Source organism: Arthrobacter antioxidans (genome assembly GCF_023100725.1).
Lineage (GTDB): Bacteria > Actinomycetota > Actinomycetes > Actinomycetales > Micrococcaceae > Arthrobacter_D > Arthrobacter_D antioxidans.
In genome coordinates this window covers 2,404,150-2,430,853 of sequence record NZ_CP095501.1, presented here as the reverse complement: position 1 = coordinate 2,430,853, position 26,704 = coordinate 2,404,150, and the positions used below count along the sequence as shown (strand labels likewise).

Here is a 26,704-nt window from a genome sequence, read left to right as displayed (position 1 = left end):
CGGCCGGTGAACCCGTCGGTTCAATACCCCAGGAAGGCATCCGTCGTCACGCGCGGGACGCCCGCCGTGCGCACCTGCGCCCGCAGGCGCCCGATGAACGCGGGAGAGCCCGAGATGAGCACCTTCCGGCGGGGCAGGTCCGGCACCGCCGCGAGGAGGTGGTCCGCCGTCGGCTCGGCCCCCGCGAGGGTCCACCCCTCGGGCAGGGCCGGGACCGTTCCGGTCGTCGGCATGAACAGCACGACGCGCGTGCCCAGGCCGGCCAGCTCGTCGCGGAAGGCGATCTCCTGCTCGCTGCGGACCGCGTAGACGAGGACGACGTCGCGCGCCTCTCCGCGCTCGCCGAGGTCACGGAGGTGGCTGATGAACGGCGTCACGCCGATCCCGCCGGCGACCAGCAGCAGGGGGAGGGCGGGATCGCGGGGGAGGTGGAAGTCACCGCCGACGAGCGTCCCCGTGACGCGCGCGTCGTCCGGGAGGTCGAGGAGGGCGTTCTTGAAGGAGCTGCCCGCCTCCGCGGTCCGCAGGCCGAACGTCACGGCATCACGTCGCTGCGGTGCGGAGGTGATGCTGAAGACCCGGCGGCTGCCGCGGCCGTCGGGCCCGGGGTGCGGCAGGTCCAGCTCCATGTACTGCCCGGCCCGGAAGCGCACGGGGCGCCCGGTCCGGAAGACCAGCTCGGTGCTGGTCGGCGTCAGCTGTCGCCTCCCTGCAAGGGAGAGCCGTACGCCGCCGCGCTGTCCCATGACGAAGGCGATGGCGTTGCCGAGCACGAGGGCGAACTCGGGTCCGAGGAACACCGGACCGATGGACAGCTGGAGGGCGAACACCAGACCGACGACGGCGGCGACGGACCACTGCTGCCACCGCAGCGGCGGCAGGGTCAGCGGCTCGGTCATCATGAAGCCGAGCAGGAACAGGACAGGGTACGAGGTCAGGATGAGCTGGAGGCCGGCTCCGGGCATCATCCCGTTCTGCATCAGGCCGTAGAGCAGGATGCCCACGGTGACCACGAGGAACACGGCCGCCATGGACAGCTTCCGCGTCCGGTAGAGCAGGAGCGCGCCGCCCACCACGACGACGGGAAGCATGTAGGCATTCGCGACCCACCACCCGGCAACCCCCACCCCGAGCAGGGTGGCGACCACCGCGCCCGTCGCCGCCGGGTTGAAGAGGTGCCGTCCCCTGACGGCCAGGAGGAACTTCGAGGCTCCAGCCGCCACGCCGGCCGCGAGGATGCCCCCGAGACCGGCTCCCGTGTCCGACGGGAACATGATCAGGAACAGGATCAGTCCCGTGATGAGCGAGGACTCGCCGTGGGGCCTCAGCCGGAGGATCAGCGCCATCAGCCGGGTGCCGATGATCGTGCCGCCCACGGCAGCCACCAGGGTTCCGGCGATCTCGGCCGGGGTGAACGCGAGCAGGCCGGCCAGCGAGAGGACCAGTGCCTCGACGGTCAGGATCGCCAGGAGTGTCAGCGTCAGCCGGTACATGGTCATGCGGCCCAGGAGGCCGTCGAGTACTGCGGTCATGAGAAAAGGGCTCCTGCGAGGGGTGCGGAATAGCGGGCTCGTCCGTCCGAGTACATCAGGACGTAGTCGAACTCGAAGGTTCCCGCGAGGTCCGCGGGATCGGTGAGGAACAGGGCGGTGCACAGGCCGTCGGCCGTCATGGCGTCAGCGGCCAGCACCCAGGTCGCGACGACGGTGTCCACGCTCCGGCCGGTCCTCGCGTCCAGGACATGGTGCAGGCCGTCGCCCCACGCGCGGCGGTTCGACGCGGACGCGCACAGTGCGCCGGTCCCCAGACCGACCGCACCGATCGCCGACGACGGGTCGTAGGGGTGTTCGAGGGCGACGCTGATGGTGCCGCCGGCAGCCCGGCGCATGTCCCCGCTGGCATCGACCAGGACGTCCTCGTGGCCCTCGGCGCGCAGGTATTCCAGCATGAGGTCGACGAGCTGTCCCTTGCCGGCCGCGCCGACGTCGAGGATCGCCGGTTCCCGCAGCGTGACGCCGTCGTCCGTCCAGGTCAGGACGTCGTCCCAGGCCCGGGCGGGGGCGGGGGCCCGCGTGGGAGTCAGCGAGTAGCCGGCGTCGTAGCCCAGCGCGGCGAGCGGGTCGCCGACGAGCGGTGAGACGCCGCCGCGCGTGAGGTCGTGGAGCGAGCGCAGCAGGCGCCCGAGCTCCGCACCGTGGGGAGGCAGGGGCAGCGAGCCGCCGGCAGCGGCGAGCGCCGCGACGCCGGAGTCGGTGCGGAACCGCGAGTAGAGGGCGTCGTACTCCCGGGCGAGATGGAGCAGCTGTGCCCGCTGGCCGGGCAGGAGTGCAGCGCCGGTGTCCACGCGCCAGCCGGTGCCGATCGCCTCGAAGCTGAAGGAATCCGCCACGCCGGCGCGCCTAGAGCTGCGCTTCGCTCTTGATCTTGCCCAGGGCGTCGTTGAACCCGCCGCTCGTCAGGGAGGACCCTGCCACCTTGTCCACGGAGAGTTCGTCCAGCTTCTTCCCGACCACGGCGTCCGAGATCCCGCCCGCGAAGCGGCCCTGGTACTCGGTGGTGGTGGGGTTGTCCGGCATCGGCTCCACCTCGACGGCGGTGACGACGTCGGCCTCGAGGGTGAGCGTCACGCCCACCTCCTCCTGCCCGGCGGGGGACTGGTAGCTGCCCGTCCCGCTGTAGGTGCCGTCCTTGTAGACCCCGCCGGAGGATCCGCCGGCCGCCGGCGTCTGTGCCGGGGCGTCGGCCGCCGGCTGCTCCGATCCCGGCGTGCCTGCGGCGGGTTCCTCGGCATCGGCACCGGCGCAGCCTGCGGTGCCGAGGATCGACACGGCGGCGAGCGCCGTCAGGATCCTCCTGTGGCGGGGGAAGCCGGGCGTGGCGGATGCCGCGCGTGCAGTGGTTCGGGTCGGGCCTGTGCTGGTCACTGGGTGCTCCTGTCGGGGTGCCGCGGCGAGACGGGGCGGGCGTCCGAACCGTCGGAATCATTGAACCTGAAACTAACATCCGTGGTCAGCCCAACGATCTACTCATCCATTCGTTTCCCTGGCCACTATGGACGGTTCGACGGCACGGTTCCACGGACACTTGACCCACGTCACGAAAATCCGGGCGGTCGGGGCCGCGCCGCTATGCTGGACGAGTGACTCCCGAAGAACTCTCTGCCGCTATTTCCGCCTGCCTGAAGGCCGCCGTCGAGGCCGGTGACTTCACGGTCGACCTCCCGTCGGAGGTGCGGGTGGAGCGGCCGAAGAACCGCGAGCACGGCGACTGGGCCACGAACATCGCCCTGCAGCTCGGCAAGAAGGCGGGGATGAACCCCCGCGACTTCGCCCAGATCCTCAGCGAACGCCTCGCCGGCATCGAGGGCGTGAAGAGCGTGGACATCGCGGGCCCCGGCTTCCTCAACATCACGCTCGACGCCGGAGCGGCCGGCGAGCTGGCCCGTACGATCGTGGAGGCAGGCCCCGCGTACGGCGGGAGCACGGCGCTCGCCGGCCAGAAGATCAACCTCGAGTTCGTCTCGGCGAACCCCACGGGCCCCATCCACATCGGCGGGACCCGCTGGGCTGCGGTGGGGGACGCGCTGGCCCGCGTGCTCCAGTCGCAGGGCGCCAGCGTGGTGCGGGAGTACTACTTCAACGATCATGGTGCGCAGATCGAGCGGTTCGCGCGCTCGCTCCACGCCAGCGCCGCGGGCAGGCCTGCCCCCGACGACGGCTACGGCGGCCAGTACATCGAGGACATCGCGCAGCGCGTGGTCGCGGCCGAGCCCGACATCCTGACGCTCCCCGAGGCCGACGCCGTCGAGCGCTTCCGGGCCGTCGGCGTCGATTTCATGTTCACCGACATCAAGGCGTCGCTCCACGACTTCGGCGTGGACTTCGACGTCTACTTCCACGAGCACTCGCTGTTCGAGAACGACTTCGTCGGCGGCCTGCTCGAGCAGCTGAAGGGATCCGGCAACCTCTTCTTCGAGGACGGCGCCTGGTGGCTGAGGTCGACGGACTTCGGTGACGACCGGGACCGCGTCGTCATCAAGTCCGACGGTGCTCCTGCGTACATCGCCGGCGACATCGGCTACTTCGTCAACAAGCGCCGCCGGGGCTTCGACCTCAACATCATCATGCTGGGCGCCGACCACCACGGGTACGTGGCCCGCCTGAAAGCCGCCGCAGCTGCCCTGGGCGACGACCCCGCCAGCGTCGAGGTGCTCATCGGCCAGATGGTGAACCTCATGCAGAACGGCGCGCCCGTCCGTATGTCGAAGCGCGCCGGCACGGTGGTGACCCTCGAGGACCTCGTGGACGCCGTCGGCGTGGACGCCGCCCGGTACACGCTGGCCCGGTTCTCCGCGGATTCGAACATCGACATCGACCTCGACCTGCTGACCCGCCGCACCAACGAGAACCCGGTGTTCTACGTGCAGTACGCGCACGCCAGGACCCACGCCGTCGCCCGCAACGCCGTCTCGGCGGGCGTGGACACCGGCTCCTTCGACGCGGCGTCGCTCAGCCACCCCACGGAGGGTGAACTGCTGGCCGCCCTCGGCCAGTTCCCCGGCGTCGTCGCCCAGGCCGCGACCTTCCGCGAACCGCACCGCGTGGCCCGCCACCTCGAGGTGATCGCCGGGACCTACCACCGCTGGTACGACGCCTGCCGTGTCGCGCCGCTCGGCGACGCGCCCGTCGAGGACGTGCACCGCTCCCGCCTGTGGCTGAACAACGCCACGCAGCAGGTCCTGGCCAACGGCCTCGACCTCCTCGGCGTCTCCGCGCCGGAGAGGATGTGAGCGTGGACGGGACCGCACCGAACGGGGCCTCCCCGCTCGCGCCCCACTGGCTCTCCGTCCCGGAGGACCAGGCCCGGCTGGAGCAGAAGCTGTGGGCCGAGGACGTGGAGCGCGGGGACGACGGCGTGCTGCGCATCGACGGTGTGTCCGTGGCCGATCTCGCCGCGGAGTACGGCACCCCGCTGTTCGTCATGTCCGAGCGCGACTTCCGCGCTCGTGCCGCCACGTTCCGCGACGCCTTCGACGACGCCTTCCGTGACCTGTGCGGGGGAGTCGACGTGTTCTACGCCGGCAAGTCCTTCCTGTGCACCGAAGTGGCCCACTGGGTGCGCGAGGAGGGGCTGGGGCTCGACACCTGCTCCGGCGGAGAGCTCGCCGTCGCCCTCCGCGCCGGCATGCCGGGCCACCGGCTCGGGCTGCACGGGAACAACAAGTCGGCGGCGGAGATCACGCGCGCCATCGACGCCGACCTCGGCCGGATCGTCGTCGACAGCCTGCAGGAGGTCGCCCTCGTCGGGGACCTGGCCGTGCAGCGCGGGCGCCGCGCCAACGTCATGCTCCGCCTGACGCCTGGCGTCCACGCCCACACCCACGAGTTCATCGCCACGGCGCACGAGGACCAGAAGTTCGGCCTGTCGCTGACCACCGAGCAGGGACCGGGCCAGGCCGGGGGAGGACAGGAGGCCCAGGACGACGGCGCCTCGTCACCCGCAGCGCGCGCCGTCGCGGACGCGCTCGCCCACCCGGGCATCAACCTCCTCGGCGTCCACTGCCACATCGGGTCGCAGATCTTCGAGCCCGAGGGCTTCGAACTGGCCGCGCAGCGGCTGCTCGGTTTCCTCGCGGAGGTCCGGGACCGGCACGGCGTCGAACTCGCCGAGCTCGACCTCGGCGGCGGCTACGGCATCGCCTACACCGAGGAGGACGAACCGCGCCCGGCGGCGGAGATCGCCCGTGCCATGGCGTCCGTCGTCGGCACGACCTGCCGCGAGCTGCAGCTGAAGGTCCCGCGGATCTCGATCGAGCCGGGCCGCGCCATCGTCGGTCCCACGACGTTCACCCTGTACACCACCGGCACCACCAAGACCGTGCGCGTGGACGCCCCGGCCAGCGGCTCCCAGGAACTGCAGGGCGCCTCCGTTACGCACCCGCGACGCTATGTGTCGGTGGACGGCGGCATGAGCGACAACGCCCGTCCGGTGCTCTACGGCGCGGATTATTCGGCCGTCCTGGCGTCCCGGACGCCCGGGGCGGACCCGGTGCTCTCCCGCGTGGTTGGAAAACACTGCGAGAGCGGTGACATCGTGGTGCGGGACGTCTACCTCCCCGAGGACACCGGAGCCGGTGACCTCCTCGCCGTCCCGGGCACCGGAGCCTACTGCTGGGTGCTCTCGAGCAACTACAACTACCTGACCCGCCCGCCCGTCGTGGCGGTGGCCGATGGCCGTGCCCGGCTGATCGTGCGCGGCGAGACCGAGGAGGACCTGTTCCGCAGGGACGTCGAGCGCGAACCCGCCTTGCCCGCCACGGAACCAGGAGCCCCACGGACCGTATGAACACGCCAGCCACGCCCTCCCGCCAGCCCCTCCGCGTCGCCCTGCTCGGCTGCGGCAACGTCGGCTCCCAGGTCGCCCGTATCCTGCTCGAGGACGCGGAGAACCTCGGCCGCCGTGCCGGAGCACCGCTCGAACTCATCGGGGTCGCCGTCCGCACCCTCGATGCCGAGCGTGACGTCGAGCTGCCCGCCGGGCTCCTGACGCTCGACGCCGGGAAGCTCGTCGAGGACGCCGACATCGTGATCGAGCTCATGGGCGGCCTCGAGCCCGCCAAGTCCCTCATCCTCCGCGCCATCGAGCACGGGGCCACGGTGGTCAGCGGCAACAAGGCGCTCCTCGCGCAGGACGGGCCCGAGCTCTACGAGCAGGCCGACGCCGCCGGTGTCCAGCTCTCCTACGAGGCCGCCGTCGCCGGAGCCATCCCGATCCTGCGCCCCATCCGCGACAGCCTCTCCGGTGACCGCATCACGCGCGTCCTCGGCATCGTCAACGGGACCACCAACTACATCCTCGACCAGATGGACTCCACGGGCGCCTCCTTCGCGGACGCGCTGAAGGCCGCCCAGGACCTCGGGTACGCGGAGGCGGATCCGACGGCCGACATCGAGGGCCACGACGCCGCCGCGAAGGCCGCGATCCTCGCCTCCCTGTCCTTCCACACACGCTTCGCCCTCGAGAACGTCCACTGCGAGGGCATCACCTCGGTCACGGCCGACGACATCGCGGCCGCGGCGGAGGACGGCTACGTCATCAAGCTGCTGGCCATCGCGGAGATCCTCACCGACGACGCCGGCGCGGCGGGGGTCGGCGTCCGCGTCCACCCCACCCTGCTGCCACGCTCCCACCCGCTGGCCGCCGTCCACGGCGCCTTCAACGCGGTGTTCATCGAGGCGGAGAACGCCGGGGAACTGATGTTCTACGGCCAGGGCGCCGGCGGCACCCCCACGGCCTCGGCAGTGCTGGGCGACGTCGTCAGTGCCGCGCGCCGCATGGTGCTCGGCGGCCCGGGCCGCACCGAGACCACCACCGGGCACGTCCCGCCGCTGAGCATCGACACCGTCCGCACCAGCTACTGCATCGGGCTCGAGGTCGCCGACCAGCCGGGCGTCCTCGCCCGGATCGCCCAGATCTTCGCCGAGAACGGCGTCTCCATCGAGACCATGCGCCAGCGCATCCACCAGGGCGGGCCCGACGGCGGCACCACCGCCGAGCTGCGCATCGTCACCCACCGCGCGCCGGAGGCGTCCCTCGCAGCGACCGTCGCGCAGGTCGCCGCGCTCGACGTCATCACCGCCGTCTCATCCGTGCTCCGAGTAGAGGGAATCTAAGTGGCCCACCAGTGGCGCGGAGTCATCCGCGAATACGCCGAACGCCTGCCCGTCACCGACGCCACCGAGGTCATCACCCTCGGCGAGGGCGGCACGCCGCTCGTGCACGCGCGGCACCTGAGCGAGCTGACGGGTTCCAGCGTCTACCTCAAGGTCGAGGGCATGAATCCCACGGGATCCTTCAAGGACCGGGGCATGACCATGGCGATGACCGCCGCCGTCGCCGCCGGGGCGAAGGCCGTGGTCTGCGCGTCCACGGGCAACACGTCCGCGTCGGCCGCCGCCTACGCCACGCAGGCCGGCATCACGTGCGCCGTACTGGTCCCGGACGGCAAGATCTCGATGGGCAAGCTGAGCCAGGCGATCGCCCACGGCGCGCAGCTGCTGCAGGTCAACGGCAACTTCGACAACTGCCTCGACGTGGCCCGCAAGCTCGCGGAGGCGTACCCGGTGTTCCTCGTGAACTCCGTGAACCCCGCGCGCCTCGAGGGTCAGAAGACGGCGGCCTTCGAGGTCGTCGACTCCCTCGGCGACGCCCCGGACTACCACCTGATGCCGGTGGGCAACGCCGGCAACATCAGCGCCTACTGGAAGGGCTACAAGGAGTACGCCGCGCCCTACGACTCCATGTACCACGGGGAGCTCCCGGCCGTCGCAACGCACACCCCGATCATGTGGGGCTTCCAGGCGGAGGGCGCCTCCCCGCTCGTCAAGGGGCACCCGATCACCGAGCCGGACACCATCGCGACCGCCATCCGCATCGGCAACCCGGCGTCGTGGGACTTCGCGGTCGCCGCCCGCGACGAGTCCGGCGGACTCATCGAGGCCGTCACCGACGACGAGATCCTGGACGCCCACCGCTGGCTGTCCTCCCGCGAGGGCGTCTTCGTGGAGCCCGCGTCCGCCGCGGGTGTCGCGGGCCTGCTGAAGAAGCACGCCGAGGGCGCCGTCCCGACCGGGAAGACGATCGTCATCACCGTCACGGGCCACGGACTCAAGGACCCCCAGTGGGCGCTGCGCAACGCGGACGGGGCCGACATCGAGCCCACCAAGGTGGAGTTCGACGTCGTGAGCGTCGCCGCCGCGCTGGGACTCGAGGACTGACATGCTGCACGCGGCACCCCTGCCGGAGGATCAGCTCGACCTCCCGGCCGTCGACGCCGGCCAGGACGTCGAGGTCAGGGTCCCCGCCACGAGTGCGAACCTCGGGCCGGGCTTCGACGCGCTCGGGCTCGCGCTCTCGCTCTACGACACCGTGCGCGTCCGCACGACGACGTCGGGAACGACGACCGTGCGTCCCACGGGGGAGGGAGCCGACGACCTGCCGCTCGACGGGACCCACCTCGTGGCGCGCTCCCTGATCAGCACCCTCCATCGGGCGGGGCGCCGCGCTCCCGGGCTCCGCCTCGACACCGTGAACGTGATCCCGCACGGCAGGGGGATGGGGTCCTCCGCGGCGGCGATCGTCGCAGGGGTCCTCGCGGGCAACGCGCTGCTGCCGGCCGACCAACGGATGGACGCCGCGCACCTCCTGCAGTGGGCGGCCTCGATCGAGGGCCACCCGGACAACGTGGCGCCCGCCCTCATGGGCGCCCTCGCGATCTCCTGGGAGAGTGGCCGCGCGTTCCACAGCACGCGCGTCGAGGTGCACCCGGACGTCATCCCGATCCTCGCGGTTCCCGACCGGGCGCTGTCCACCGAGAGTGCCCGGGCGCTGCTGCCGGCATCCGTGTCCCACGCCGGTGCCGCCGCCAACGCCGGCCGGGCGGCCCTCATCGTGCATGCGCTCGGCACCGACCCTTCCCTGCTGTTCCCGGCCACGCAGGATGCGATCCACCAGGACTACCGCGCGCCGGCCATGCTGCCGAGCGCCACCCTGCTGCGCGGACTGCGCGCCGCCGGGTTCGCCAGCACCATCTCCGGTGCGGGGCCCAGCGTGCTGACCCTCGCCGTGGGCGAGGCCGGTGCCGACGCGGCCGAGGAGGCACTGCGGCGCCTGATCGATGCGGGCGACACGCCGGGGGCGTGGCGGGTCCTCCGGCTGGCAGTGGAGCGGGAAGGTGCTAAAATAAGAGGGCACCAGGGGTAGCGAGGCGTTCACGCCGACCTACTGTGCATCTCGAACAGTACGTTTCGAAAAGTACCGTGTGCTTCTGTTGAGTCGGCCGTCCTCTCTGGACCGCCGCAACACTGCAGGTCCCATCAGCAGCAGCACATCCTGACGGTGTAGCCTCCGACCCTATCCCGGAGCGCATGGACTCAACCTCCCGCGCAGGGACATTCTCAGGTTTCCAGCTCCACCCAGGCCTGCCGGATCGTATCCGGTCGGGCTGATCCCCCGCCTGCTTCATATGCGGCACGGGGCAAACCACCGCGGACCACGGATCATGTGGCCGCCCGACGAGGGGGAAGGATCCTTCGTGACTGAAACCACTGACCTGTTACCAGGTGTGGCCACCCAAGACGCTGAAGCAACCGGCGCAACAACTTCCAAGAGCAGCGGTCTCGCCGGCCTGAAGCTCGCCCAGCTGCAGGCACTTGCCGGCCAGCTCGGCATCACCGGTGGATCGAGGATGCGCAAGAGCGATCTCGTCTCCGCGATCTCCGACCACCAGCGGGGCTCCGCGGTCGCCGACCGCCAGAAGGCCCCCACCGTCCGCACCGAGCGCAGCGCCGACGCTGAGCGTCCGGCCACGGGGGGCACGCAGGACGGGGCACAGGACAACCAGGACCAGGACGCGCAGTCCGCTCCGGCCGAGCGTCAGCCCCGCACCCGCAACCGCAACCGCCGCGCGGGCAGCGACGGCGTCGTCTCCGTCCCGACCGAGACCGCCACCGCCGACCCGGCCGAGGCCCCGTCCCGCGACGGCGCCGAGGACGGCTCGGGTGCCGAGCAGCAGGACCGCGGCGACCGCGAGAACGGCGGCCGCAGCCAGCGCAACCGCCGCAACCGTCGCGGCGAGGACCGCTCGGACGCCCCGTCGGGCCAGAACGAGTCCCAGAACGGTGCGCAGGGGGAGTCCCAGAACGCCGGGCAGGGCGAGTCGCAGGCCGAGTCCCCGTCCGGACAGCAGGGCGAGGCGCGCAGCGACCGCAGCGAGCGACGCAGCCGTTCCCGCAACGGCCGCGACGACGACCGCTCGGCCAACGGCTCCAACCAGTCCAGTGGCCAGTCGGGCAACCAGTCGGGCAACCAGTCGGGCAACCAGTTCAACAGCCCGTCGAACGGCCAGTCGACCAATGACGGCCAGAACGACGGCGGCCGCAGCGGCAACGAGCGCAGCGACAACCGCGGCAACGGCTCCACCGAGGACGAGGGCCGCGGACGCAACCGCCGCAACCGTGCGAACCGCAACGGAGGGAACGGTCCCGAGGACCGCAACAGCCGCTTCCGCGACCGCAACGAGCGCAACGACCGCCGACGCGGCCGGAACCAGAACCCCGAGGTCGACGACGTCGAGGTCACCGACGACGACGTCCTGCTGCCCGTCGCGGGCATCCTCGACGTCCTCGAGAACTACGCCTTCGTGCGTACCTCCGGCTACCTGCCGGGCCCGAACGACGTCTACGTCTCGCTCGCCCAGGTCAAGAAGCACAACCTGCGCAAGGGCGACGCCGTCGTCGGCGCCATCCGCGCTCCCCGCGAGGGTGAGACCCAGGCCGCCGCACGCCAGAAGTTCAACGCCCTGGTCCGCGTCACCTCCATCAACGGCAAGCCTGCCGAGGAGCTGAAGGACCGCGTCGAGTTCGCGAAGCTCGTGCCGCTCTACCCCTCGGACCGCCTGCGCCTCGAGACGGACCCGAAGAAGATCGGCCCCCGCGTGATCGACCTCGTGGCCCCGATCGGCAAGGGCCAGCGCGGCCTGATCGTCTCGCCGCCCAAGGCCGGCAAGACCCTGATCCTGCAGGCGATCGCGAACGCCATCACGATCAACAACCCCGAGGTCCACCTCATGATGGTCCTGGTGGACGAGCGTCCCGAGGAAGTCACGGACATGCAGCGGACGGTGAAGGGCGAGGTCATCGCCTCGACGTTCGACCGCCCCGCCGACGACCACACCACGGTCGCCGAACTCTCCATCGAGCGCGCCAAGCGCCTCGTGGAGATGGGCATGGACGTCGTCGTGCTCCTCGACTCCATGACCCGCCTCGGCCGCGCCTACAACCTGGCCGCTCCGGCGTCGGGCCGCATCCTCTCCGGTGGCGTCGACTCGGCAGCGCTGTACCCGCCGAAGCGGTTCTTCGGTGCCGCGCGCAACATCGAGAACGGTGGCTCGCTCACCATCCTCGCGACCGCCCTCGTGGAGACCGGGTCCAAGATGGATGAGGTCATCTTCGAGGAGTTCAAGGGCACCGGCAACATGGAACTCCGCCTCTCGCGGAACCTCGCCGACAAGCGCATCTTCCCCGCCGTGGACGTCAATGCCTCCGGCACGCGTCGCGAGGAGAACCTGCTCTCGCCCGACGAGGTCAAGATCATGTGGAAGCTGCGCCGCGTGCTGTCGGGTCTCGAGACCCAGCAGGCACTGGAGCTGCTCACCAACAAGATCCGGGAGACGCAGTCCAACGTCGAGTTCCTGATGCAGGTCCAGAAGACCACGCTGGGCTCCAAGGACTCCGACTAGCACCGGGCAGCCGTCCGGGACGAGCAGGCCGTATATCGGCCGGTTCGTCCCGGACGGCTTTGTCCGTTAACCGGCAACCAACCGGCAACCTGGTCCTCCCCGCCGTCCCGACCTTCGTAGACTGGCTGCACAAGCCGAAAGAGGTACACCCGATGTTTGAGTCCATCCAGGGACTGCTCGACGAACACTCCGAGCTGCAGGACCAGCTCGCCGACCCGGCCGTCCACGCCGACCAGGCGCTGGCCCGGAGGCTCGGCCGCCGGTACGCGGAACTGGGACGCATCGTCGACGCGCACAACCGCTGGAGCGCGCTCGAGGACGACCTCGAGGCGGCCCGCGGCATGGCCTCCGAGGATCCGGAGTTCGCGGCCGAGGTGCCCGTCCTCGAGGAGCAGCTCGCAACGGCGCAGGAGAAGCTGCGCCGCCTCCTCATCCCGCGCGACCCGAACGACAGCCGCAACGTCATCATCGAGGTCAAGGGCGGCGAGGGCGGCGACGAGGCCGCACTGTTCGCCGGCGACCTGCTGCGCATGTACACCCGCTACGCCGAGTCGCGGGGCTGGAAGACCGAGCTCATCTCCGCCAACGAGTCGGACCTCGGCGGCTACAAGGACGTGCAGATGGCCATCAAGGGGTCCTCGAACGACCCCGCGGAGGGCGTCTACGCCCGCCTCAAGTTCGAGGGCGGGGTGCACCGTGTGCAGCGCGTCCCCGTCACCGAGTCGCAGGGCCGCATCCACACGTCGGCCGCCGGCGTGCTCGTGCTGCCCGAGGTGGACGAGCCCGAAGAGGTGGAGATCAGCCAGAACGACCTCAAGATCGACGTCTACCGCTCCTCGGGCCCCGGCGGCCAGTCCGTGAACACGACCGACTCGGCCGTGCGCATCACGCACCTCCCCACCGGGATCGTCGTCGCCATGCAGAACGAGAAGTCGCAGCTGCAGAACCGTGAGGCCGCCATGCGCGTGCTCCGCTCCCGCATCCTGGCCCACGAGCAGGAGAAGATCGACGCCGCGAACTCGGACATCCGGAAGTCCCAGATCCGCACGATGGACCGCTCGGAGCGCATCCGCACGTACAACTACCCGGAGAACCGGATCGCCGACCACCGCACCGGCTACAAGGCCTACAACCTCGACGCCGTCATGAACGGCGACCTCGAGCCCGTGGTGCAGTCGGCCATCGAGATGGACGAGCAGGCCCGCCTGGACGCCATCGGCGCGGACGAGTAGTCATGGAGGAGGCCCTGCGGGCCGCCGAACGGCAGCTCCGCTCGGCGGGCGTCCCCAGTCCGCGGGTCGACGCCGAGCTGCTGGCAGCGCACCTGCTGGGGGTCTCGCGCGGACGGCTGAGGGCCCTGGCGCTGATCGGGTCGCCCGCTCCCGAGGGCTTCCAGGCCCTCGTGGACGAGCGTGCCCGGCGCGTGCCGCTGCAGCACCTGACCGGTGTGGCGTATTTCCGGCGTGTCGAACTGTCCGTGGGCCCCGGCGTCTTCGTCCCGCGGCCCGAGACCGAGACCGTCGCGCAACTCGTGATCGACCGCGCGTCGGGCCTCATCGCGCCCAGGATCGTCGACCTCGGCACGGGGTCCGGGGCGATCGCGGCCGCCGTCGCGGACGAGGTCCCCGGCGCCGACGTGTACGCCGTCGAACTCAGCGACCTCGCACTCGCCTGGGCGGGACCGAACCTCGCGCGCTTCGGGGTGCACCTGGTGCAGGGCGACCTCGCCACGGCACTCCCGGAGCACGACGGGAGCTTCGACGTCGTGGTCTCCAACCCGCCCTACATCCCCGCCGAAGCCGTCCCCAACGAGCCGGAGGTCGCCGAGCACGACCCCCGGATGGCACTGTACGGCGGGGGAGCGGACGGCATGGAACTGCCCCGCGCCGCTGCGGGGTCGGCCGCTCGCCTGCTCAGGCCCGGCGGGTACTTCGTCATGGAGCACGCGGAGGTGCAGGCTCCGTGGGTCGCGGCCTTCCTCGAGCGGACGGGCGTCTGGACCGCGGTCACCACGCATCAGGACCTCGGCGGTCGCGACCGCGCCACCAGTGCCGTGCTGACCACGGGACCCGCTTCCCCCGACACCACCCGAGAGGCACACCCATGACGGAGCACACCCCACCCGGCCGACCGGACACCGCCCCGCACGCCGCGGTCGCCGTCGCAGCGGTCACCTACGACCGGCACGAGGAGCTGGCACAGCTCCTGCGGTCTCTCGCGGCGCAGACCGCCCCGATCCGGACCGTGGCCCTCGTGGACTCGGGGACACGGCCCGCGACGGACGTCGTCGACGCCGCCACGGCGGCCGGCGGCACCATCCACTACCTGCGCTCGGAAGCCAACCTCGGCGGCGCGGGGGGCTTCGCCTTCGCCATCCTCGCGGCCGTCGCGAGCGGAGCCGAGTGGATCTGGCTCATGGACGACGACGGCCACCCCGAGGACGGGCGGTGCCTCGCCGAGCTGCTGAAGGCCGCCCACGAGCACGAGCTCGACATCGTGAGCCCGCTCGTCGCCGCGACGTCGGACCCCTCACGGCTGTCCTTCAACTTCCGCATCAACGGGCTGCTGACGAACGACCGCGCGACGCTGGAGGCCAGGGGCTACCTGCCCGACATGGTGCACTTCTTCAACGGTGCACTGATCCGCGCGGAGGTGTTCTCGACGATCGGCCTGCCGGACATGAAGTTCTTCATCCGCGGCGACGAGGTGGACTTCCTGGCGCGCGTACGGAAGGCCGGCCTGAAGTACGGGACGCTCGCCACCGTCGCGGTGCGTCACCCGGCCACCTGGTCGGAGATGAAGCCGATCTTCGGCGGCTTCATCACCCCGGTGATCCCCGACGGCGACTTCAAGCGGTTCTCCTACTTCCGGAACCGCGCCTACCTCGCCCGCAAGCACCGCAACCTCCGGTGGTTCGGTGCGGACGTCGTCGGCTTCCCCTACTACTTCATCACGCAGCGCGACCTCAAGGGCCTGCGCGCCTGGTTCGCCGCCTATTCCGCGGGGCTCCGCGGGACGGGCTTCGGACCGCCGCCGTCCTCCTGAGCGCCCGCCGACCGGCGGGTGGACGCGCCGATGTGCGCCGCCATGGGTAGCAATGGAAGGATGATCGGGTGACAACGAGCTACGACTGTTCCGATCCCACCCAGCGAAGCGAAGGGCTGGCGGCCGCCCAGCGCGCGGTATCGCTCAAGCAGTGCATCGTCCTGCCCACCGACACCGTCTACGGCATCGGGGCGGACGCCTTCTCGCCGCAGGCCGTGGCCACCCTGCTCGCCTCGAAGGGGCGCGGGCGGAACATGCCGCCGCCGGTCCTCATCCCGCGGATCCAGACCCTCGACGGCCTGGCGACCGAGGTCCATCCCGATGCCCGCCGCCTCGCCGAGGCGTTCTGGCCCGGCGGCCTCACCCTCATCTGCCTCGCCCAGCCGTCGCTCACCTGGGACCTCGGCGACACCCTCGGCACCGTGGCGCTGCGCATGCCCGACGACGAGACAGCCCTCGAGCTGCTGACGCTCACGGGGCCGCTCGCGGTGTCCTCCGCGAACAGGACGGGCCGGCCGGCGGCGACGACGGCGGCGGAGGCCGCCGAGCAGCTCGCCGAGTCCGTGGCGGTCTACCTCGACGCCGGCCCGCGGGCCGACGCCGGAGGCACGGGGTCCACCATCGTCGACACCACGGGGGAGCTGCTGCGCGTGGTGCGGCAGGGCACGGTGTCGCTCGAGGAGCTGCGGGCCGTGGTGCCGGGCGTGGTGGGGATCGACGGCGAACTCCCGGACGCGCCGGATGCGCGGGACGCCGGGACCCCGGAGGACGCGGACGCCCCGACGCCGGACCAGGCGGACTCCCCGACGCCGGACGCGCCGGGCGCCGGGACGCCGGACCAGGCGGATGCGCCTGACGCCGGGACCCCGGAGGACGCGGACGCCGGAAGGTAGGTCAGCGCCCGCCCGCACCCGGTGCCGCGCGGCCCGCGTCGGCGAGGACCTCACGGACCCGGGCCGTCGGGACCACGCCGTGGCCGGCCGCCCATCCGGGCACCTGGTCCTGTCCGAACCACATGAGCTCGACACGGCGCACATGCCCGTCGAGGCGACCGCGCACGAGGGACGACACCAGGTAGCCGCCCCGCACCGCGGCCCGGCACAGCGCCGCCGGCAGCACCCGGGGGTGTCCGCCGGCCGCCTCGAGGACGGTGCGCACGGTGAGTCCCTCCCAGGGCTGCAGCACCCGCGCCGGAAGGGCCCCGGGGTGGGTGCCGAGGGCCAGCACCAGCTCCGCGAGGGAGTCCACCGACGTGATCGGCGATCGCGCGGTCCCCGGGGACGCCACGGAGGCGAGCGGCGAGCGGGCGAGCCGCGCCAGGGCCGCCGTCGTCGGACGCCCCTCGCCCTGCACGGAGGTGGCCCGCACCGTCACGACGGACAGTGACGGCTCCCGCGCCGCCGCGAGATCCAGGGCCTGCTCGCCGAGCGCCTTGCTGCGTGAGTACGCCGAGAAGGGGCGCACGGTCCCGGTCTCGTCCAGCATCGGCGTCCGGCCCTGCACGGCCGCGCTGCTGAGGTGGATGAGGCGCCGGACCCCGGCGGCGGACGCGGCGCGGGCGACGACGGCGGGCAGCAGGGCGTTCGCGCCGAGCAGGTCCGTCCCGCCGGTCGCCGAGGGGGTGGCCAGGCCGGCCGCGTTCACGACGACGTCGTACCCCGCCATCGCGGCCTCCAGCCCGGCGGTGTCCGTGGCGTCCGCGGTGGCGAGGAGTGCCACCGGCGCATCGGCGGCCGTCGCGAGCCGCGACGCGGACAGGCCGTGCGCCTCGATGCCCGACGCGTGCAGGGCCCGCAGCACCGCCGAGCCGACGAACCCGGAGCCGCCGAGCACCAGCCAGCGCATCAGGACGCGCCCGTCTGCCCGGCGAGGTCCCGCAGGGGCGGCTCCGGCCGCCAGCCGGGATCGTGCAGGATCACCCGGGCCGCCCTCCACCCGCGCCACACCTGGGAGGCGCCGGAGATCGAGTGCTCGACGGCGAGCAGGCGGAGGAGCTCCTTGCCGGCGGACAGGAGCGTGCCGAGGCCGAACCCCACCCGGTGGTAGCGGCCGTGCAGCTGGAGGTACCGCGCGAGGTGCCCGCGGTTGCGCATACCGCAGAAACGCGACAGGTTGCTCGACTCGTTGAGGTGCCGGACGCCGAGGTCCACCTGCCGCTGCGCGCGCGTCTTCCGGAGGACGAAGGCGTCCACGTAGGCCACCGGGTACCGCTGCGAGACGAGCCACCCGTACGTGAGGTCGTCGCCGTTGAGGAAGAACCGGGCGTCCGGCAGACCGATCTCGCGGACGACGCCGGCCGCGACCAGCATGCCCTCGAAGCACGCGACGTTGGTGTGGAAGACCGGTGACGCCGCGAAGACGTCGCCCCGGACCGGCAGGTGGACGCCGGTGAACTCGTCGAGGGTGTGCTGCCAGAAGAACGGCAGGCCCGCGGCGTCGTAGCGGCGTCCGTGGATGCACGAGTACCGGCTCATCCACGGGGCGAAGGACGCGAGGGCGTCGGGGAGGACGACGACGTCGTCGTCCATCAGCCAGAGCCAGTCGGCCCCTTCCTCGAGGGCGCGCGCGACGCCGGCCGCGAACCCGCCCGAGCCGCCCAGGTTCACGGGCAGGCGCTCCACGATGAGCGGTACGGGGAGGAGGACGTCGGCGAGGACGTCGGCGGTGGCGTCCGTGCTGGCGTTGTCCACCACGACGACGGCGGCCGGGGCCGGTTCCAGGGCCGCGATCGACTCGAGGAGCTCCCGCAGGAGGGGTGCCCGGTTGAACGTCGTGATCACGAGGAATACGCGGGGCGAGCCGGCGTCGGGGACGTGCAACCTGTTCCTTCCGGGCCGCGCCCTGGCAGTATGCAACGGGCCTGGCACAGGCGGGGCAGTTAGTATTCTGGGGTAATAGCAGTCTATTACACCGTGTTCCAGCCCCGGCCGGACGGGTCCCGACCCTACGGGCGCGGGGACCCCGGGCCGCACCACGCCCGGTTTGCGGTGGATGGCTGCATGACACCGTTAGGAATCATGGGACTCAACGAAGGCCGGGCCTCCGCCCGGACACCCGGCTCCACGGCCACAGCCTCCTCCGGCGACAAACCGGCGATCTGGCTGTGGTCGCAGTACCTGCTCGACGCCGCAGCCTGGATCGTGGCCATCCTCCTCGCGCTGATCCTCCGCTACGAGCTCCTGGTCAACGAGGTCAACGTCCCGGGATTCGCCGCGTTCTGTGCGGTGGCCGTCGTCGCCCAGCTGGTGGTGGGGCTCAGCTTCGCGCTGTATCGGGGGAGGTACAGCTTCGGGAGCTTCCACGAAGCGAAGCTCCTGGTCATCGTGGCCGTGCTCGTCGCCGTCATCCTGGTCCTCGTCAGCGTCGCGTTCTTCACCGTCATCGGGGTGCCGCGCAGCATCGGCATCATCGCCTTCCCCTTCGCGTGCATGTTCCTGGCCGCCACCCGCTACCTCAAGCGCATGTATGTGGAGAGCAAGGCGAAGCCGGGCGAGGACGCGCAGCGCACGCTGATCTACGGCGCCGGATTCCTCGGCAACTCGCTCGTGGGCCGCATGATGCAGGACCCCGGTTCCCCCTACTTCCCCGTCGGCCTGATCGACGACGATCCGGCCAAGAAGCACCTGCGGCTCGCCTCCGTCCCGGTCCTCGGGCGGATCGACGACCTGCGGGATGTCGTGGCCAGGACGCAGGCCTCGGTCCTGGTCATCGCGTTCGCGGAGGTGGAGGCCGCGCAGGTGCGCCGCGTCTCCGACCTCGTGGCGGGCCTCGGCATCAGGGTGCTCGTCCTGCCACCGCTGCGGGACATGCTCGGCGCCGCCGGTGCCGCCATCGCCGACTTCCGCGAGGTCGCCGTCGAGGACCTGATCGGACGCCGTCCGGTGGACATCCACCCGGACGAGGTCGCCGGGTACGTCACCGGGAAGCGCGTGCTGGTGACGGGGGCCGGCGGGTCGATCGGCTCGGAACTGTGCCGCCAGCTCTCGATCTTCGCGCCGGCGGAGCTCATCATGCTCGACCGCGACGAGACCGGCCTGCAGTGCACTCAGATCTCCCTCACCGGGCGCGGCCTGCTGACCGGGCGTGACACCGTCCTCGCGGACATCCGGGACGCGGATGCGTTGCTGAACATCTTCGAGGACCGCAGGCCCGAGGTCGTCTTCCACGCGGCCGCCCTCAAGCACGTGTCGCTGCTCGAGCAGTATCCGGAGGAAGCCTGGAAGACCAACGTCCAGGGTTCGCTGAACGTCCTCCGGGCCTCCGCCGCCGTCGGCGTGACCAACTTCGTCAACATCTCCACGGACAAGGCGGCGGACCCCACCAGCGTCCTCGGGCACTCCAAGCGCGTCGCCGAGAAGCTCACCTCGTGGCACGCGGAGGGCACGGGCCAGCGGTACGTCTCGGTGCGCTTCGGCAACGTGATCGGCAGCCGCGGCTCCATGCTTCCGCTGTTCACCGAGCAGATCCGCAACGGCGGTCCGATCACCGTGACCGACCCGGAGGTGACGCGATTCTTCATGACCATCCCCGAGGCCTGCCAGCTCGTCGTCCAGGCGGGCGCGATCGGCAGGGGAGGGGAGGTCCTCATCCTCGACATGGGCGAGGCCGTGAAGATCCTCGACGTCGCCCAGCGCATGATCGCGATGTCCGGCAAGGACATCGACATCGTCTTCACGGGCCTGCGGCCCGGCGAGAAGATGCACGAGGACCTGATCGGCGTGGGCGAGAACGATTCGCGCCCCCTTCACCCGAAGATCTCCCACACGTCCGTGGCGCCACTGGATCCGGGACAGCTGAGCCTGCAGCGGTGGAAGACCGAGGGCGGCTTCGGGCGGGGGCAGATCGGCGTCCTCGGGAGTGACGCCGCGGGCCCTGCCGCCCGCACCTCGCCGTCCACCGCCGGCGCCGCGGGACCCACGTCATGACCGCGCAGCTGGTGATCGTGGGGCTCGTCGCCCTGGGCCTGTCCCTGGCGCTGCCCGTCGTCGTGAAGCCCCTGCTGAAGCGGTGGGGCGTCGTCGACATCCCCAACAGCCGTTCCTCGCACTCCACCGTGGTGATCCGGGGCATGGGGATGGCCGTCGCGGTCGCGATCCTCGCCGCCCTCGCCCTCTCCCTCGCGATCGGCCTGGTGGCCGTCGACCGCTCGCTCATCCTCCTCGTCATCGGCATGGTCGGCGCGGCCGCGACCCTCGGCTGGATCGAGGACCTCCGGGGGCTGTCCATCAAGGTCCGTGCCGCCGCGCAGCTCATGATCGGAGTGGTCGGCACGATCGTCCTCGCGACGACGATCGAGGACAGCAGCTACTGGTGGGTCCCGGTCGGCGCCGTCGCCGTGGCCACCTACATCAACGCCGCCAACTTCATGGACGGCATCAACGGCATCTCCGGCATGCACGGGGTGGTGGTGGGACTCTTCTACTCGTGGGCCGGGGTCCTCAGCGACCAGCTGTGGCTGACGGTCGCGGGGCTCGTGGTCGCGGCCGCCTTCGCGGGCTTCCTGCCCTGGAACCTCGGCCGGGGATTCGTGTTCCTGGGCGACGTGGGCAGCTACCTCCTCGGAGCGTCGATCGCGGCCATCGCCGTCACGGGCCTGCTCGCGGGCGTCTACCTCGAGTACCTCCTCTCGCCGGTGCTCATCTACCTCGCCGACACGTTCACCACGTTCCTGCGCCGGGCCCGGCGCGGGGAGCGGCTCTACGCCGCGCACCGCCAGCACGTGTACCAGCGGCTCACCGACACCGGACTCAGCCACGTCCAGGTGGCACTGTTCGTGAGTGTCCTGTCCGCGCTCACCGGGGCCGCCGGCTTCGTGCTCGCCACCGCACCCGCGCCCCTCGCAGTGACCGCCTCGCTGTTCGCCGCGGCCGTGGTCGCGCTGTACCTGTGGTCCCCGCGGATCTTCCGGGCCATCGCCCGTCGTCGGACGGTGGTCGAGGCCTGAGCGGGGGCGCGAACCCCGCCGTGAGGTAGAATTTCAGGCGCCGGGCGCGGTGACCTGCGGTCCCGCAGACCCGCCTCCAGCCCTCACGACGCCGTCGACCGGGGAACACAGGGCGCCCCACGGCGCCGCCGACAGAGCGGACAGCACGTGCCACGACCGGAGAACCCGGCCACCGGAGCCGACGACGCGACGCTCTCCCCGGCGTCGGAACCCACGGACAGCCCCTGGCTGCGCATCCTGGGCCGGAGTGCCGCCGGGGGAGCGGCCACCGCCGTCCTGATCGCCGCCGCGGCGCTGCTCGCGGCCTCACCCGCCGCCGGCCTGAGCGTGCTGTTCGGTGCCGCCCTCGTGATGGTGTTCTTCGGCATCAGCCTCCTGATCGGCCACTTCACGGGCAGGACCAACCCCTCCGGAGCGCTCGGCCTGTTCGTCGTCACCTACGCCATCAAGGTCGTCGGGTTCGGCGCCGTCCTGTTCCTGTTCGGGACCCCGGACTGGCTCGACCGCACCTGGTTCTTCTGGGGCGCCCTCGCCACCGTGATCGTGTGGCAGGTGGCGGAGGTCGTCGCGTTCTCGCGGCTCAGGACGCCCCTCTACGACGACCCGCCCGGGCCGACCACGGATTCACCCGCGTCCCGGCGACCGGAAGGACACTGACATGACCGGCACTTCACCGACGCCCGGAGACCCCTCCGACGGCACGCCGGCCCCGGGCGAGGCGCGCTTTTCCAACGGCGGCTACAACGCGGGCATCGCGGTCTTCAGCTACATGATTGGCGGGATCGCGGTATGGAGTTTGATAGGCTGGGGGCTGGATAATCTCCTCGACACGCGCTGGTTGGTGCTGGCGGGAGCGTTCTTAGGTGCAGCAGGGGGTTTCTATCTCTCCCACATGCACAACCTCACTCGGAACCACACACCGAATCCGCACGGCGGATCCCGGTCGACGTCCGGTGCCGAGGATGAACCGGAGTGAATTCCCATAACTTCATGAGTCGGACCAGTCACGCTGCGGCCGAACAGATCTTGCCCAACGATGGACACTGCAGAGAGGAAACGCGTTGATCGCGCTTGCGCTCCCGGCCGCAACTACCGAAGAGGGATTCGTAGCCCCGACGATCGAGGACACCCATTACCGGGATATCCTCCCCTGGGGTGACCCCTACGGCGTCTGGTTCGACCCCGGCTTCGGCAAGCAGATGCTCATGGTCATCCTGTCCGTGGTCATCATCGCCGCATTCTTCCTGGTCGCGTCACGACGCCGCCAGATGGTCCCCGGCAAGGTGCAGTTCCTCGGTGAGTCGGCGTACGGCTTCGTCCGCAACTCCATCGGCAAGGACATCATCGGCGGCAGGGACTTCCTGAAATACGTCCCCTGGCTGTTCACCGCCTTCTTCTTCGTGCTGGTGAACAACATCTTCGGGGCCATCCCGTTCCTGCAGCTGCCCACCTTCTCGCACCCGGGCAGTGCCTACGCCATCGCGGCGATCTTCTACCTCCTCTGGGTGGGCATCGGTCTCCAGAAGCACGGCCTGCGCTTCTTCAAGCTGGCCGTCGTCCCCTCGGGCGTGCCCTGGTACATCCTGCCGATCGTCGTACCCATCGAGATCATCTCGAACTTCATCGTCCGTCCGGTCACGCACTCGCTGCGACTGTTCGCCACGATGCTCGCCGGTCACCTGATCGTGACCCTCGCGGGATCCGCCATCGAGTACATGGTGATGACGGGCAACATCCTGCTGCAGGGTACGAGCGTCCTCGTCCTCGTCGGCGCCGTGGCGATGTACATGCTGGAGGCCCTGATCATGGTCCTGCAGGCGTACGTCTTCACGCTGCTCGCCGCGATCTACATCGAAGGCGCCCTCAACGCCGACGCCCACTGATTTTTACAAGTCTTCCCCGTCGGGGATGATCCCAAACAACCTGTCGCTCGAATGCGGCATCTTGAAAGGAACACAATGGAAGTACAGGGTAGCCTCAACATGGTTGGATACGGCCTCTCCGCGATCGGCGGTGGTGTCGGTGTCGGTCTCGTCTTCGCGGCCTACATCAATGGCGTAGCTCGCCAGCCCGAGGCACAGCGTGTCCTCCAGCCCATCGCCTTCCTCGGCCTCGCGCTGACCGAAGCCCTCGCGATCCTGGGCCTCGTCTTCGCCTTCGTCATCGGCGCCTGACAAGGCCGCCCTGACCGACCGAAGACAAGCTGAAGAAAGACGGGTGAAAAATGCTTAACGCAGCGATTATGGCGGCGGAGGAGGGCTCCAGCCCGCTCGCACCGAACTGGTGGGAGTTCCTCGTGACACTGGCCGGCTTCGCCGTGCTGATGTTCATCGTCATCAAGTACGTCATGCCGGCATTCGAGAAGACGTTCGAAGAACGAACGGCTGCCATCGAGGGTGGCATCGCCAAGGCGGAAGCCGCCCAGGCGGAAGCCAACGCGGCGCTGGAGCAGTACAAGCAGCAGCTTGTGGATGCCCGCACCGAGGCCAACCGCATCCGTGAGGAAGCGCGCGCCGAAGGGGCGCAGATCCTCGCGGACCTGAAGGAGAAGGCGGCCGCGGAATCGGCACGCATCTCCGAGCAGGCCCACGTGCAGATCGAGGCCGAGCGCCAGGCCGCCGTGGTCTCGCTCCGCGCCGAGGTCGGCACGCTCGCGACCGACCTCGCGAGCCGGATCGTCGGGGAGTCCCTCGCCGACGACGCCCGCTCGTCCCGCGTCATCGACCGGTTCCTCGCCGACCTCGAGACTTCCTCGAACAGTGCAGGTGCGGCGAAGTAATGGCAGGAGTATCGAGCCAGTCCCTGGCAACGGTCCGTGAAGGGCTGGAGTCACGTCTGCAGGGTGCCACCCTGGGCCTTGCGGAGGAGCTGTTCGGCGTGCTGTCGATCCTCGACAGCAACGCCGGCCTGCGCCGTGCACTCACGGACCCGTCCCGCAGCGGCAAGGACAAGGCGGTGCTGGTCGACCAGCTGATCGCCGGCCGTGTCTCCTCCGACGCCGCAGCCGTGGTCAAGGGCCTCGTCAGCGAGCGATGGGCCAACGCCCGCGACATCGGTGATGCCCTGGAGACCCTCGCGGCAACCGTGGTCATCGCGGTGGCCGAGCAGGGCAGTGGTGTGGAGGGCCTGGACCGGCTCGAGAACGAGCTGTACTCCTTCACCCAGGTGGTCGCGTCCAACCACGCCCTGCAGAGGGCGCTCTCGGACGCACAGGCCACCCCGGAGTCGAAGGTGGTCCTCGGCCTGAAGCTCGTACCCCAGGCCGGGCCCGCAGGCAGGCTCCTCATCGCCCAGGCCGTGCGTTCACCGCGCGGGCTGAAGCCCGCGATCCTCGTCGAACGGTTCCTCGAACTGGTCGCCCTGCGCCAGCAGCGCTGGATTGCCAACGTCAGCGTCACCCGTCCGCTGACGGCAAGCCAGCTCGAACGGCTGGAGTCCGGTCTGAACGCCATGTACGCCCGCGAGCTCAAGGTCAACGTCAAGGTAGACCCCACACTGATCGGCGGAGTCCGAGTCAGCGTGGGAGACGAGATGGTCGATTCGACCGTCATCACGCGGCTGTCCGAACTGCGCCGCAAGCTGGCGGGATAGGGCGTTCACGCCCTGTCCGATCCGCGCCACACCCACTGAATCACACACCGGTCGCCACGCATCCCATGGTGATCACAACACAGGAGAGCAGGGACTGAGATGGCCGAATTGACCATCAACGCCGAAGACGTCCGTAGTGCGTTGAACGACTTTGCGGCGTCCTACGAGCCCGGAAACGCGGAGCGCGTCGAAGTCGGCCGCGTGACCACCGCAAGTGACGGCATTGCCCGTGTGGAGGGTCTTCCCTCCGTCATGGCCAACGAGCTGCTGCGGTTCGAGGACGGCACGCTCGGACTCGCCCAGAACCTCGACACCCGCGAAATCGGTGTCGTGGTGCTCGGTGACTACAACGGCATCGAAGAAGGCCAGGAAGTACACCGCACGGGCGAGATCCTCTCGGTCCCCGTCGGTGACGCCTTCCTCGGCCGTGTCGTCGACCCCCTGGGCCAGCCGATCGACGACCTCGGCGAGATCGTCGCCGAAGGCCGCCGTGCACTCGAGACCCAGGCTCCTGGCGTCACGCAGCGCAAGTCGGTGCACGAGCCCATGCAGACCGGACTCAAGGCCATCGACGCCATGATCCCGATCGGCCGTGGACAGCGCCAGCTGATCATCGGCGACCGCCAGACCGGCAAGACCGCGATCGCCGTGGATACGATCATCAACCAGAAGGCCAACTGGGCTTCCGGTGACGTGAACAAGCAGGTCCGCTGCATCTACGTGGCCATCGGCCAGAAGGCGTCGACGATCGCCGCCGTCCGCCAGACCCTCGAGGACAAGGGCGCCCTGGAGTACACGACCATCGTCGCGTCTCCCGCCTCCGACCCCGCAGGCTTCAAGTACCTCGCCCCCTACGCCGGTTCCGCCATCGGGCAGCACTGGATGTACGGCGGCAAGCACGTCCTCATCGTGTTCGACGATCTGTCGAAGCAGGCCGAGGCCTACCGTGCGGTATCCCTCCTGCTCCGGCGCCCGCCGGGACGCGAGGCCTACCCGGGCGACGTGTTCTACCTGCACTCCCGTCTGCTGGAGCGTTGCGCCAAGCTCTCCGACGAGCTCGGTGCCGGTTCGATGACGGGTCTCCCGCTCGTCGAGACGAAGGCCAACGACGTCTCGGCGTACATCCCGACGAACGTCATCTCCATCACCGACGGCCAGATCTTCCTCCAGTCGGACCTCTTCAACGCCAACCAGCGCCCCGCTGTGGACGTCGGCGTGTCGGTGTCCCGCGTGGGCGGTGCCGCACAGGTGAAGTCGATGAAGAAGGTCTCGGGCACGTTGAAGCTGGATCTCGCGCAGTACCGCGACATGCAGGCCTTCGCCATGTTCGCCTCGGACCTGGACGCGGCGTCACGCCAGCAGCTGACCCGCGGTGCACGCCTGATGGAACTGCTCAAGCAGGGCCAGTACTCGCCGATGCCGGTCGAGCAGCAGGTCGTGTCCATCTGGGCCGGTACCAACGGCTACCTCGACGACGTCCCCGTGGAAGACATCAACCGCTTCGAGACGGAGTTCCTGGAGCACCTCGGACACAAGTCGCAGATCCTCACCACGCTCGCCCAGACGGGCAAGCTCGAGGACTCGACCGCCGAGGAGCTGAAGGCACAGGTCATCGGGTTCAAGGAGGGCTTCTTCGGTGCCGGGGCGGACGGCTTCGGCGCAGGTCACGAGGAATTCCAGGCGATCGACACGGATTCGGTCGAGCAGGAAAAGATCGTTCGACAGAAGCGCTAGAGGATCTGCAGGACGGGAGGGGCTCAGCCCCTCCCGTCGGCAGGACCCTGGCCTGATCGCTTCCCGTAGCGGGGGCGAAGGAAAGGACAAGA

At 70.3% G+C, this 26,704-nt stretch carries 24 protein-coding genes; 19 read left to right on the top strand and 5 right to left on the bottom strand.

Annotated elements, in window-relative coordinates; genetic code table 11:
* Positions 1 to 20: 20 nt before the first annotated feature.
* Genes MWM45_RS11145 through MWM45_RS11135 form a run of 3 tightly spaced genes read right to left on the bottom strand, consistent with a single transcriptional unit; the run spans position 21 to position 2,924 of the window.
* The gene (locus tag MWM45_RS11145) at positions 21 to 1,532 is read right to left on the bottom strand and encodes an FAD-dependent oxidoreductase (protein WP_247826498.1); all 1,512 of its coding nucleotides are present in this window, start codon (positions 1,530 to 1,532) and stop codon (positions 21 to 23) included.
* Positions 1,529 to 2,389: an FAD:protein FMN transferase gene (locus MWM45_RS11140; RefSeq protein ID WP_247826497.1), complete on the bottom strand. Its 861-nt coding sequence runs from the start codon at positions 2,387 to 2,389 to the stop codon at positions 1,529 to 1,531. The genes MWM45_RS11145 and MWM45_RS11140 overlap by 4 nt, the downstream gene beginning before the upstream one ends.
* Before the next feature lie 10 nt (positions 2,390 to 2,399).
* The gene (locus tag MWM45_RS11135; RefSeq protein ID WP_247826496.1) at positions 2,400 to 2,924 is read right to left on the bottom strand and encodes an FMN-binding protein; all 525 of its coding nucleotides are present in this window, start codon (positions 2,922 to 2,924) and stop codon (positions 2,400 to 2,402) included.
* A gap of 215 nt (positions 2,925 to 3,139) precedes the next feature.
* Here MWM45_RS11135 and argS point away from each other — a divergent pair, with 215 nt between their 5' ends.
* The 10 genes from argS (at position 3,140) to MWM45_RS11085 (ending at position 16,236) form a co-directional block, all read left to right on the top strand.
* On the top strand, positions 3,140 to 4,789 hold the full coding sequence (gene argS, locus MWM45_RS11130) for an arginine--tRNA ligase (protein ID WP_247826495.1): 1,650 nt from the start codon (positions 3,140 to 3,142) through the stop codon (positions 4,787 to 4,789).
* A 2-nt stretch (positions 4,790 to 4,791) separates the two neighbouring features.
* Positions 4,792 to 6,345 (top strand): diaminopimelate decarboxylase, encoded by a 1,554-nt coding sequence (gene lysA / locus MWM45_RS11125; protein WP_247826494.1) that lies wholly within the window; start codon positions 4,792 to 4,794, stop codon positions 6,343 to 6,345.
* The gene (locus tag MWM45_RS11120) at positions 6,342 to 7,673 is read left to right on the top strand and encodes a homoserine dehydrogenase (RefSeq protein WP_247826493.1); all 1,332 of its coding nucleotides are present in this window, start codon (positions 6,342 to 6,344) and stop codon (positions 7,671 to 7,673) included. The genes lysA and MWM45_RS11120 overlap by 4 nt, the downstream gene beginning before the upstream one ends.
* Complete coding sequence (gene thrC / locus MWM45_RS11115) at positions 7,674 to 8,777, top strand: threonine synthase (protein ID WP_247826492.1); 1,104 nt, start codon at positions 7,674 to 7,676, stop codon at positions 8,775 to 8,777.
* Between the two features lies 1 nt (position 8,778).
* Positions 8,779 to 9,762: a homoserine kinase gene (gene thrB / locus MWM45_RS11110; protein WP_247826491.1), complete on the top strand. Its 984-nt coding sequence runs from the start codon at positions 8,779 to 8,781 to the stop codon at positions 9,760 to 9,762.
* Between the two features lie 331 nt (positions 9,763 to 10,093).
* Entirely contained in the window at positions 10,094 to 12,298 is a 2,205-nt protein-coding gene (gene rho, locus MWM45_RS11105) for a transcription termination factor Rho (protein ID WP_247826490.1), read from the top strand.
* A gap of 152 nt (positions 12,299 to 12,450) precedes the next feature.
* Positions 12,451 to 13,530 (top strand): peptide chain release factor 1, encoded by a 1,080-nt coding sequence (gene prfA / locus MWM45_RS11100; protein WP_247826489.1) that lies wholly within the window; start codon positions 12,451 to 12,453, stop codon positions 13,528 to 13,530.
* 2 nt (positions 13,531 to 13,532) lie between these two features.
* Positions 13,533 to 14,405 carry a peptide chain release factor N(5)-glutamine methyltransferase gene (gene prmC / locus MWM45_RS11095; RefSeq protein WP_247826488.1) on the top strand — a complete coding sequence of 291 codons (873 nt, stop codon included), beginning with the start codon at positions 13,533 to 13,535 and terminating at the stop codon, positions 14,403 to 14,405.
* Positions 14,402 to 15,343, top strand: a complete 942-nt coding sequence (locus tag MWM45_RS11090) for a glycosyltransferase (RefSeq protein WP_247826487.1) — start codon at positions 14,402 to 14,404, stop codon at positions 15,341 to 15,343. Before prmC ends, MWM45_RS11090 begins: the two co-directional genes overlap by 4 nt.
* Before the next feature lie 68 nt (positions 15,344 to 15,411).
* On the top strand, positions 15,412 to 16,236 hold the full coding sequence (locus MWM45_RS11085; protein ID WP_247826486.1) for an L-threonylcarbamoyladenylate synthase: 825 nt from the start codon (positions 15,412 to 15,414) through the stop codon (positions 16,234 to 16,236).
* 1 nt (position 16,237) lies between these two features.
* Here MWM45_RS11085 and MWM45_RS11080 read toward each other — a convergent pair whose 3' ends face one another.
* Together MWM45_RS11080 and MWM45_RS11075 are read right to left on the bottom strand one after the other, a co-directional pair.
* Positions 16,238 to 17,188: an NAD-dependent epimerase/dehydratase family protein gene (locus MWM45_RS11080; protein WP_247826485.1), complete on the bottom strand. Its 951-nt coding sequence runs from the start codon at positions 17,186 to 17,188 to the stop codon at positions 16,238 to 16,240.
* The gene (locus MWM45_RS11075; RefSeq protein ID WP_247826484.1) at positions 17,188 to 18,162 is read right to left on the bottom strand and encodes a glycosyltransferase; all 975 of its coding nucleotides are present in this window, start codon (positions 18,160 to 18,162) and stop codon (positions 17,188 to 17,190) included. Before MWM45_RS11075 ends, MWM45_RS11080 begins: the two co-directional genes overlap by 1 nt.
* A gap of 180 nt (positions 18,163 to 18,342) precedes the next feature.
* Between MWM45_RS11075 and MWM45_RS11070 the strand changes: the two genes are divergently transcribed.
* The 9 genes from MWM45_RS11070 (at position 18,343) to atpA (ending at position 26,612) form a co-directional block, all read left to right on the top strand.
* Positions 18,343 to 20,268: a polysaccharide biosynthesis protein gene (locus tag MWM45_RS11070; RefSeq protein ID WP_247826483.1), complete on the top strand. Its 1,926-nt coding sequence runs from the start codon at positions 18,343 to 18,345 to the stop codon at positions 20,266 to 20,268.
* Positions 20,265 to 21,287 (top strand): MraY family glycosyltransferase, encoded by a 1,023-nt coding sequence (locus tag MWM45_RS11065; RefSeq protein WP_247826482.1) that lies wholly within the window; start codon positions 20,265 to 20,267, stop codon positions 21,285 to 21,287. Before MWM45_RS11070 ends, MWM45_RS11065 begins: the two co-directional genes overlap by 4 nt.
* Before the next feature lie 147 nt (positions 21,288 to 21,434).
* Positions 21,435 to 21,944, top strand: coding sequence for a Cg1360 family ATP-synthase-associated protein (locus MWM45_RS11060; RefSeq protein ID WP_247826481.1), 510 nt, complete (start codon positions 21,435 to 21,437; stop codon positions 21,942 to 21,944).
* Position 21,945: 1 nt separating this feature from the next.
* On the top strand, positions 21,946 to 22,263 hold the full coding sequence (locus MWM45_RS11055) for an AtpZ/AtpI family protein (RefSeq protein WP_247826480.1): 318 nt from the start codon (positions 21,946 to 21,948) through the stop codon (positions 22,261 to 22,263).
* An 85-nt stretch (positions 22,264 to 22,348) separates the two neighbouring features.
* Positions 22,349 to 23,170: a F0F1 ATP synthase subunit A gene (gene atpB / locus MWM45_RS11050; RefSeq protein ID WP_043446085.1), complete on the top strand. Its 822-nt coding sequence runs from the start codon at positions 22,349 to 22,351 to the stop codon at positions 23,168 to 23,170.
* A gap of 75 nt (positions 23,171 to 23,245) precedes the next feature.
* Positions 23,246 to 23,461: an ATP synthase F0 subunit C gene (locus tag MWM45_RS11045; RefSeq protein WP_043446083.1), complete on the top strand. Its 216-nt coding sequence runs from the start codon at positions 23,246 to 23,248 to the stop codon at positions 23,459 to 23,461.
* 50 nt (positions 23,462 to 23,511) lie between these two features.
* On the top strand, positions 23,512 to 24,066 hold the full coding sequence (locus MWM45_RS11040; protein WP_043446081.1) for a F0F1 ATP synthase subunit B: 555 nt from the start codon (positions 23,512 to 23,514) through the stop codon (positions 24,064 to 24,066).
* Positions 24,066 to 24,878, top strand: coding sequence for a F0F1 ATP synthase subunit delta (locus MWM45_RS11035; RefSeq protein ID WP_247826479.1), 813 nt, complete (start codon positions 24,066 to 24,068; stop codon positions 24,876 to 24,878). The genes MWM45_RS11040 and MWM45_RS11035 overlap by 1 nt, the downstream gene beginning before the upstream one ends.
* A 99-nt stretch (positions 24,879 to 24,977) precedes the next feature.
* Complete coding sequence (gene atpA, locus MWM45_RS11030) at positions 24,978 to 26,612, top strand: F0F1 ATP synthase subunit alpha (protein WP_247826478.1); 1,635 nt, start codon at positions 24,978 to 24,980, stop codon at positions 26,610 to 26,612.
* The last annotated feature ends 92 nt before the right edge of the window (positions 26,613 to 26,704 follow it).

Excerpts from the sequence above, each read along its gene's own strand:
- MWM45_RS11145 (WP_247826498.1), bottom strand. The coding sequence starts at position 1,532 with ATGACCGCAGTACTCGACGGCCTCCTGGGCCGCATGACCATGTACCGG.
- MWM45_RS11120 (WP_247826493.1), top strand. The coding sequence starts at position 6,342 with ATGAACACGCCAGCCACGCCCTCCCGCCAGCCCCTCCGCGTCGCCCTG.
- thrB (WP_247826491.1), top strand. The coding sequence starts at position 8,779 with ATGCTGCACGCGGCACCCCTGCCGGAGGATCAGCTCGACCTCCCGGCC.
- prfA (WP_247826489.1), top strand. The coding sequence starts at position 12,451 with ATGTTTGAGTCCATCCAGGGACTGCTCGACGAACACTCCGAGCTGCAG.
- prmC (WP_247826488.1), top strand. The coding sequence starts at position 13,533 with ATGGAGGAGGCCCTGCGGGCCGCCGAACGGCAGCTCCGCTCGGCGGGC.
- MWM45_RS11090 (WP_247826487.1), top strand. The coding sequence starts at position 14,402 with ATGACGGAGCACACCCCACCCGGCCGACCGGACACCGCCCCGCACGCC.
- MWM45_RS11080 (WP_247826485.1), bottom strand. The coding sequence starts at position 17,188 with ATGCGCTGGCTGGTGCTCGGCGGCTCCGGGTTCGTCGGCTCGGCGGTG.
- MWM45_RS11070 (WP_247826483.1), top strand. The coding sequence starts at position 18,343 with ATGACACCGTTAGGAATCATGGGACTCAACGAAGGCCGGGCCTCCGCC.
- MWM45_RS11065 (WP_247826482.1), top strand. The coding sequence starts at position 20,265 with ATGACCGCGCAGCTGGTGATCGTGGGGCTCGTCGCCCTGGGCCTGTCC.
- MWM45_RS11055 (WP_247826480.1), top strand. The coding sequence starts at position 21,946 with ATGACCGGCACTTCACCGACGCCCGGAGACCCCTCCGACGGCACGCCG.
- MWM45_RS11045 (WP_043446083.1), top strand. The coding sequence starts at position 23,246 with ATGGAAGTACAGGGTAGCCTCAACATGGTTGGATACGGCCTCTCCGCG.
- MWM45_RS11040 (WP_043446081.1), top strand. The coding sequence starts at position 23,512 with ATGCTTAACGCAGCGATTATGGCGGCGGAGGAGGGCTCCAGCCCGCTC.
- MWM45_RS11035 (WP_247826479.1), top strand. The coding sequence starts at position 24,066 with ATGGCAGGAGTATCGAGCCAGTCCCTGGCAACGGTCCGTGAAGGGCTG.
- atpA (WP_247826478.1), top strand. The coding sequence starts at position 24,978 with ATGGCCGAATTGACCATCAACGCCGAAGACGTCCGTAGTGCGTTGAAC.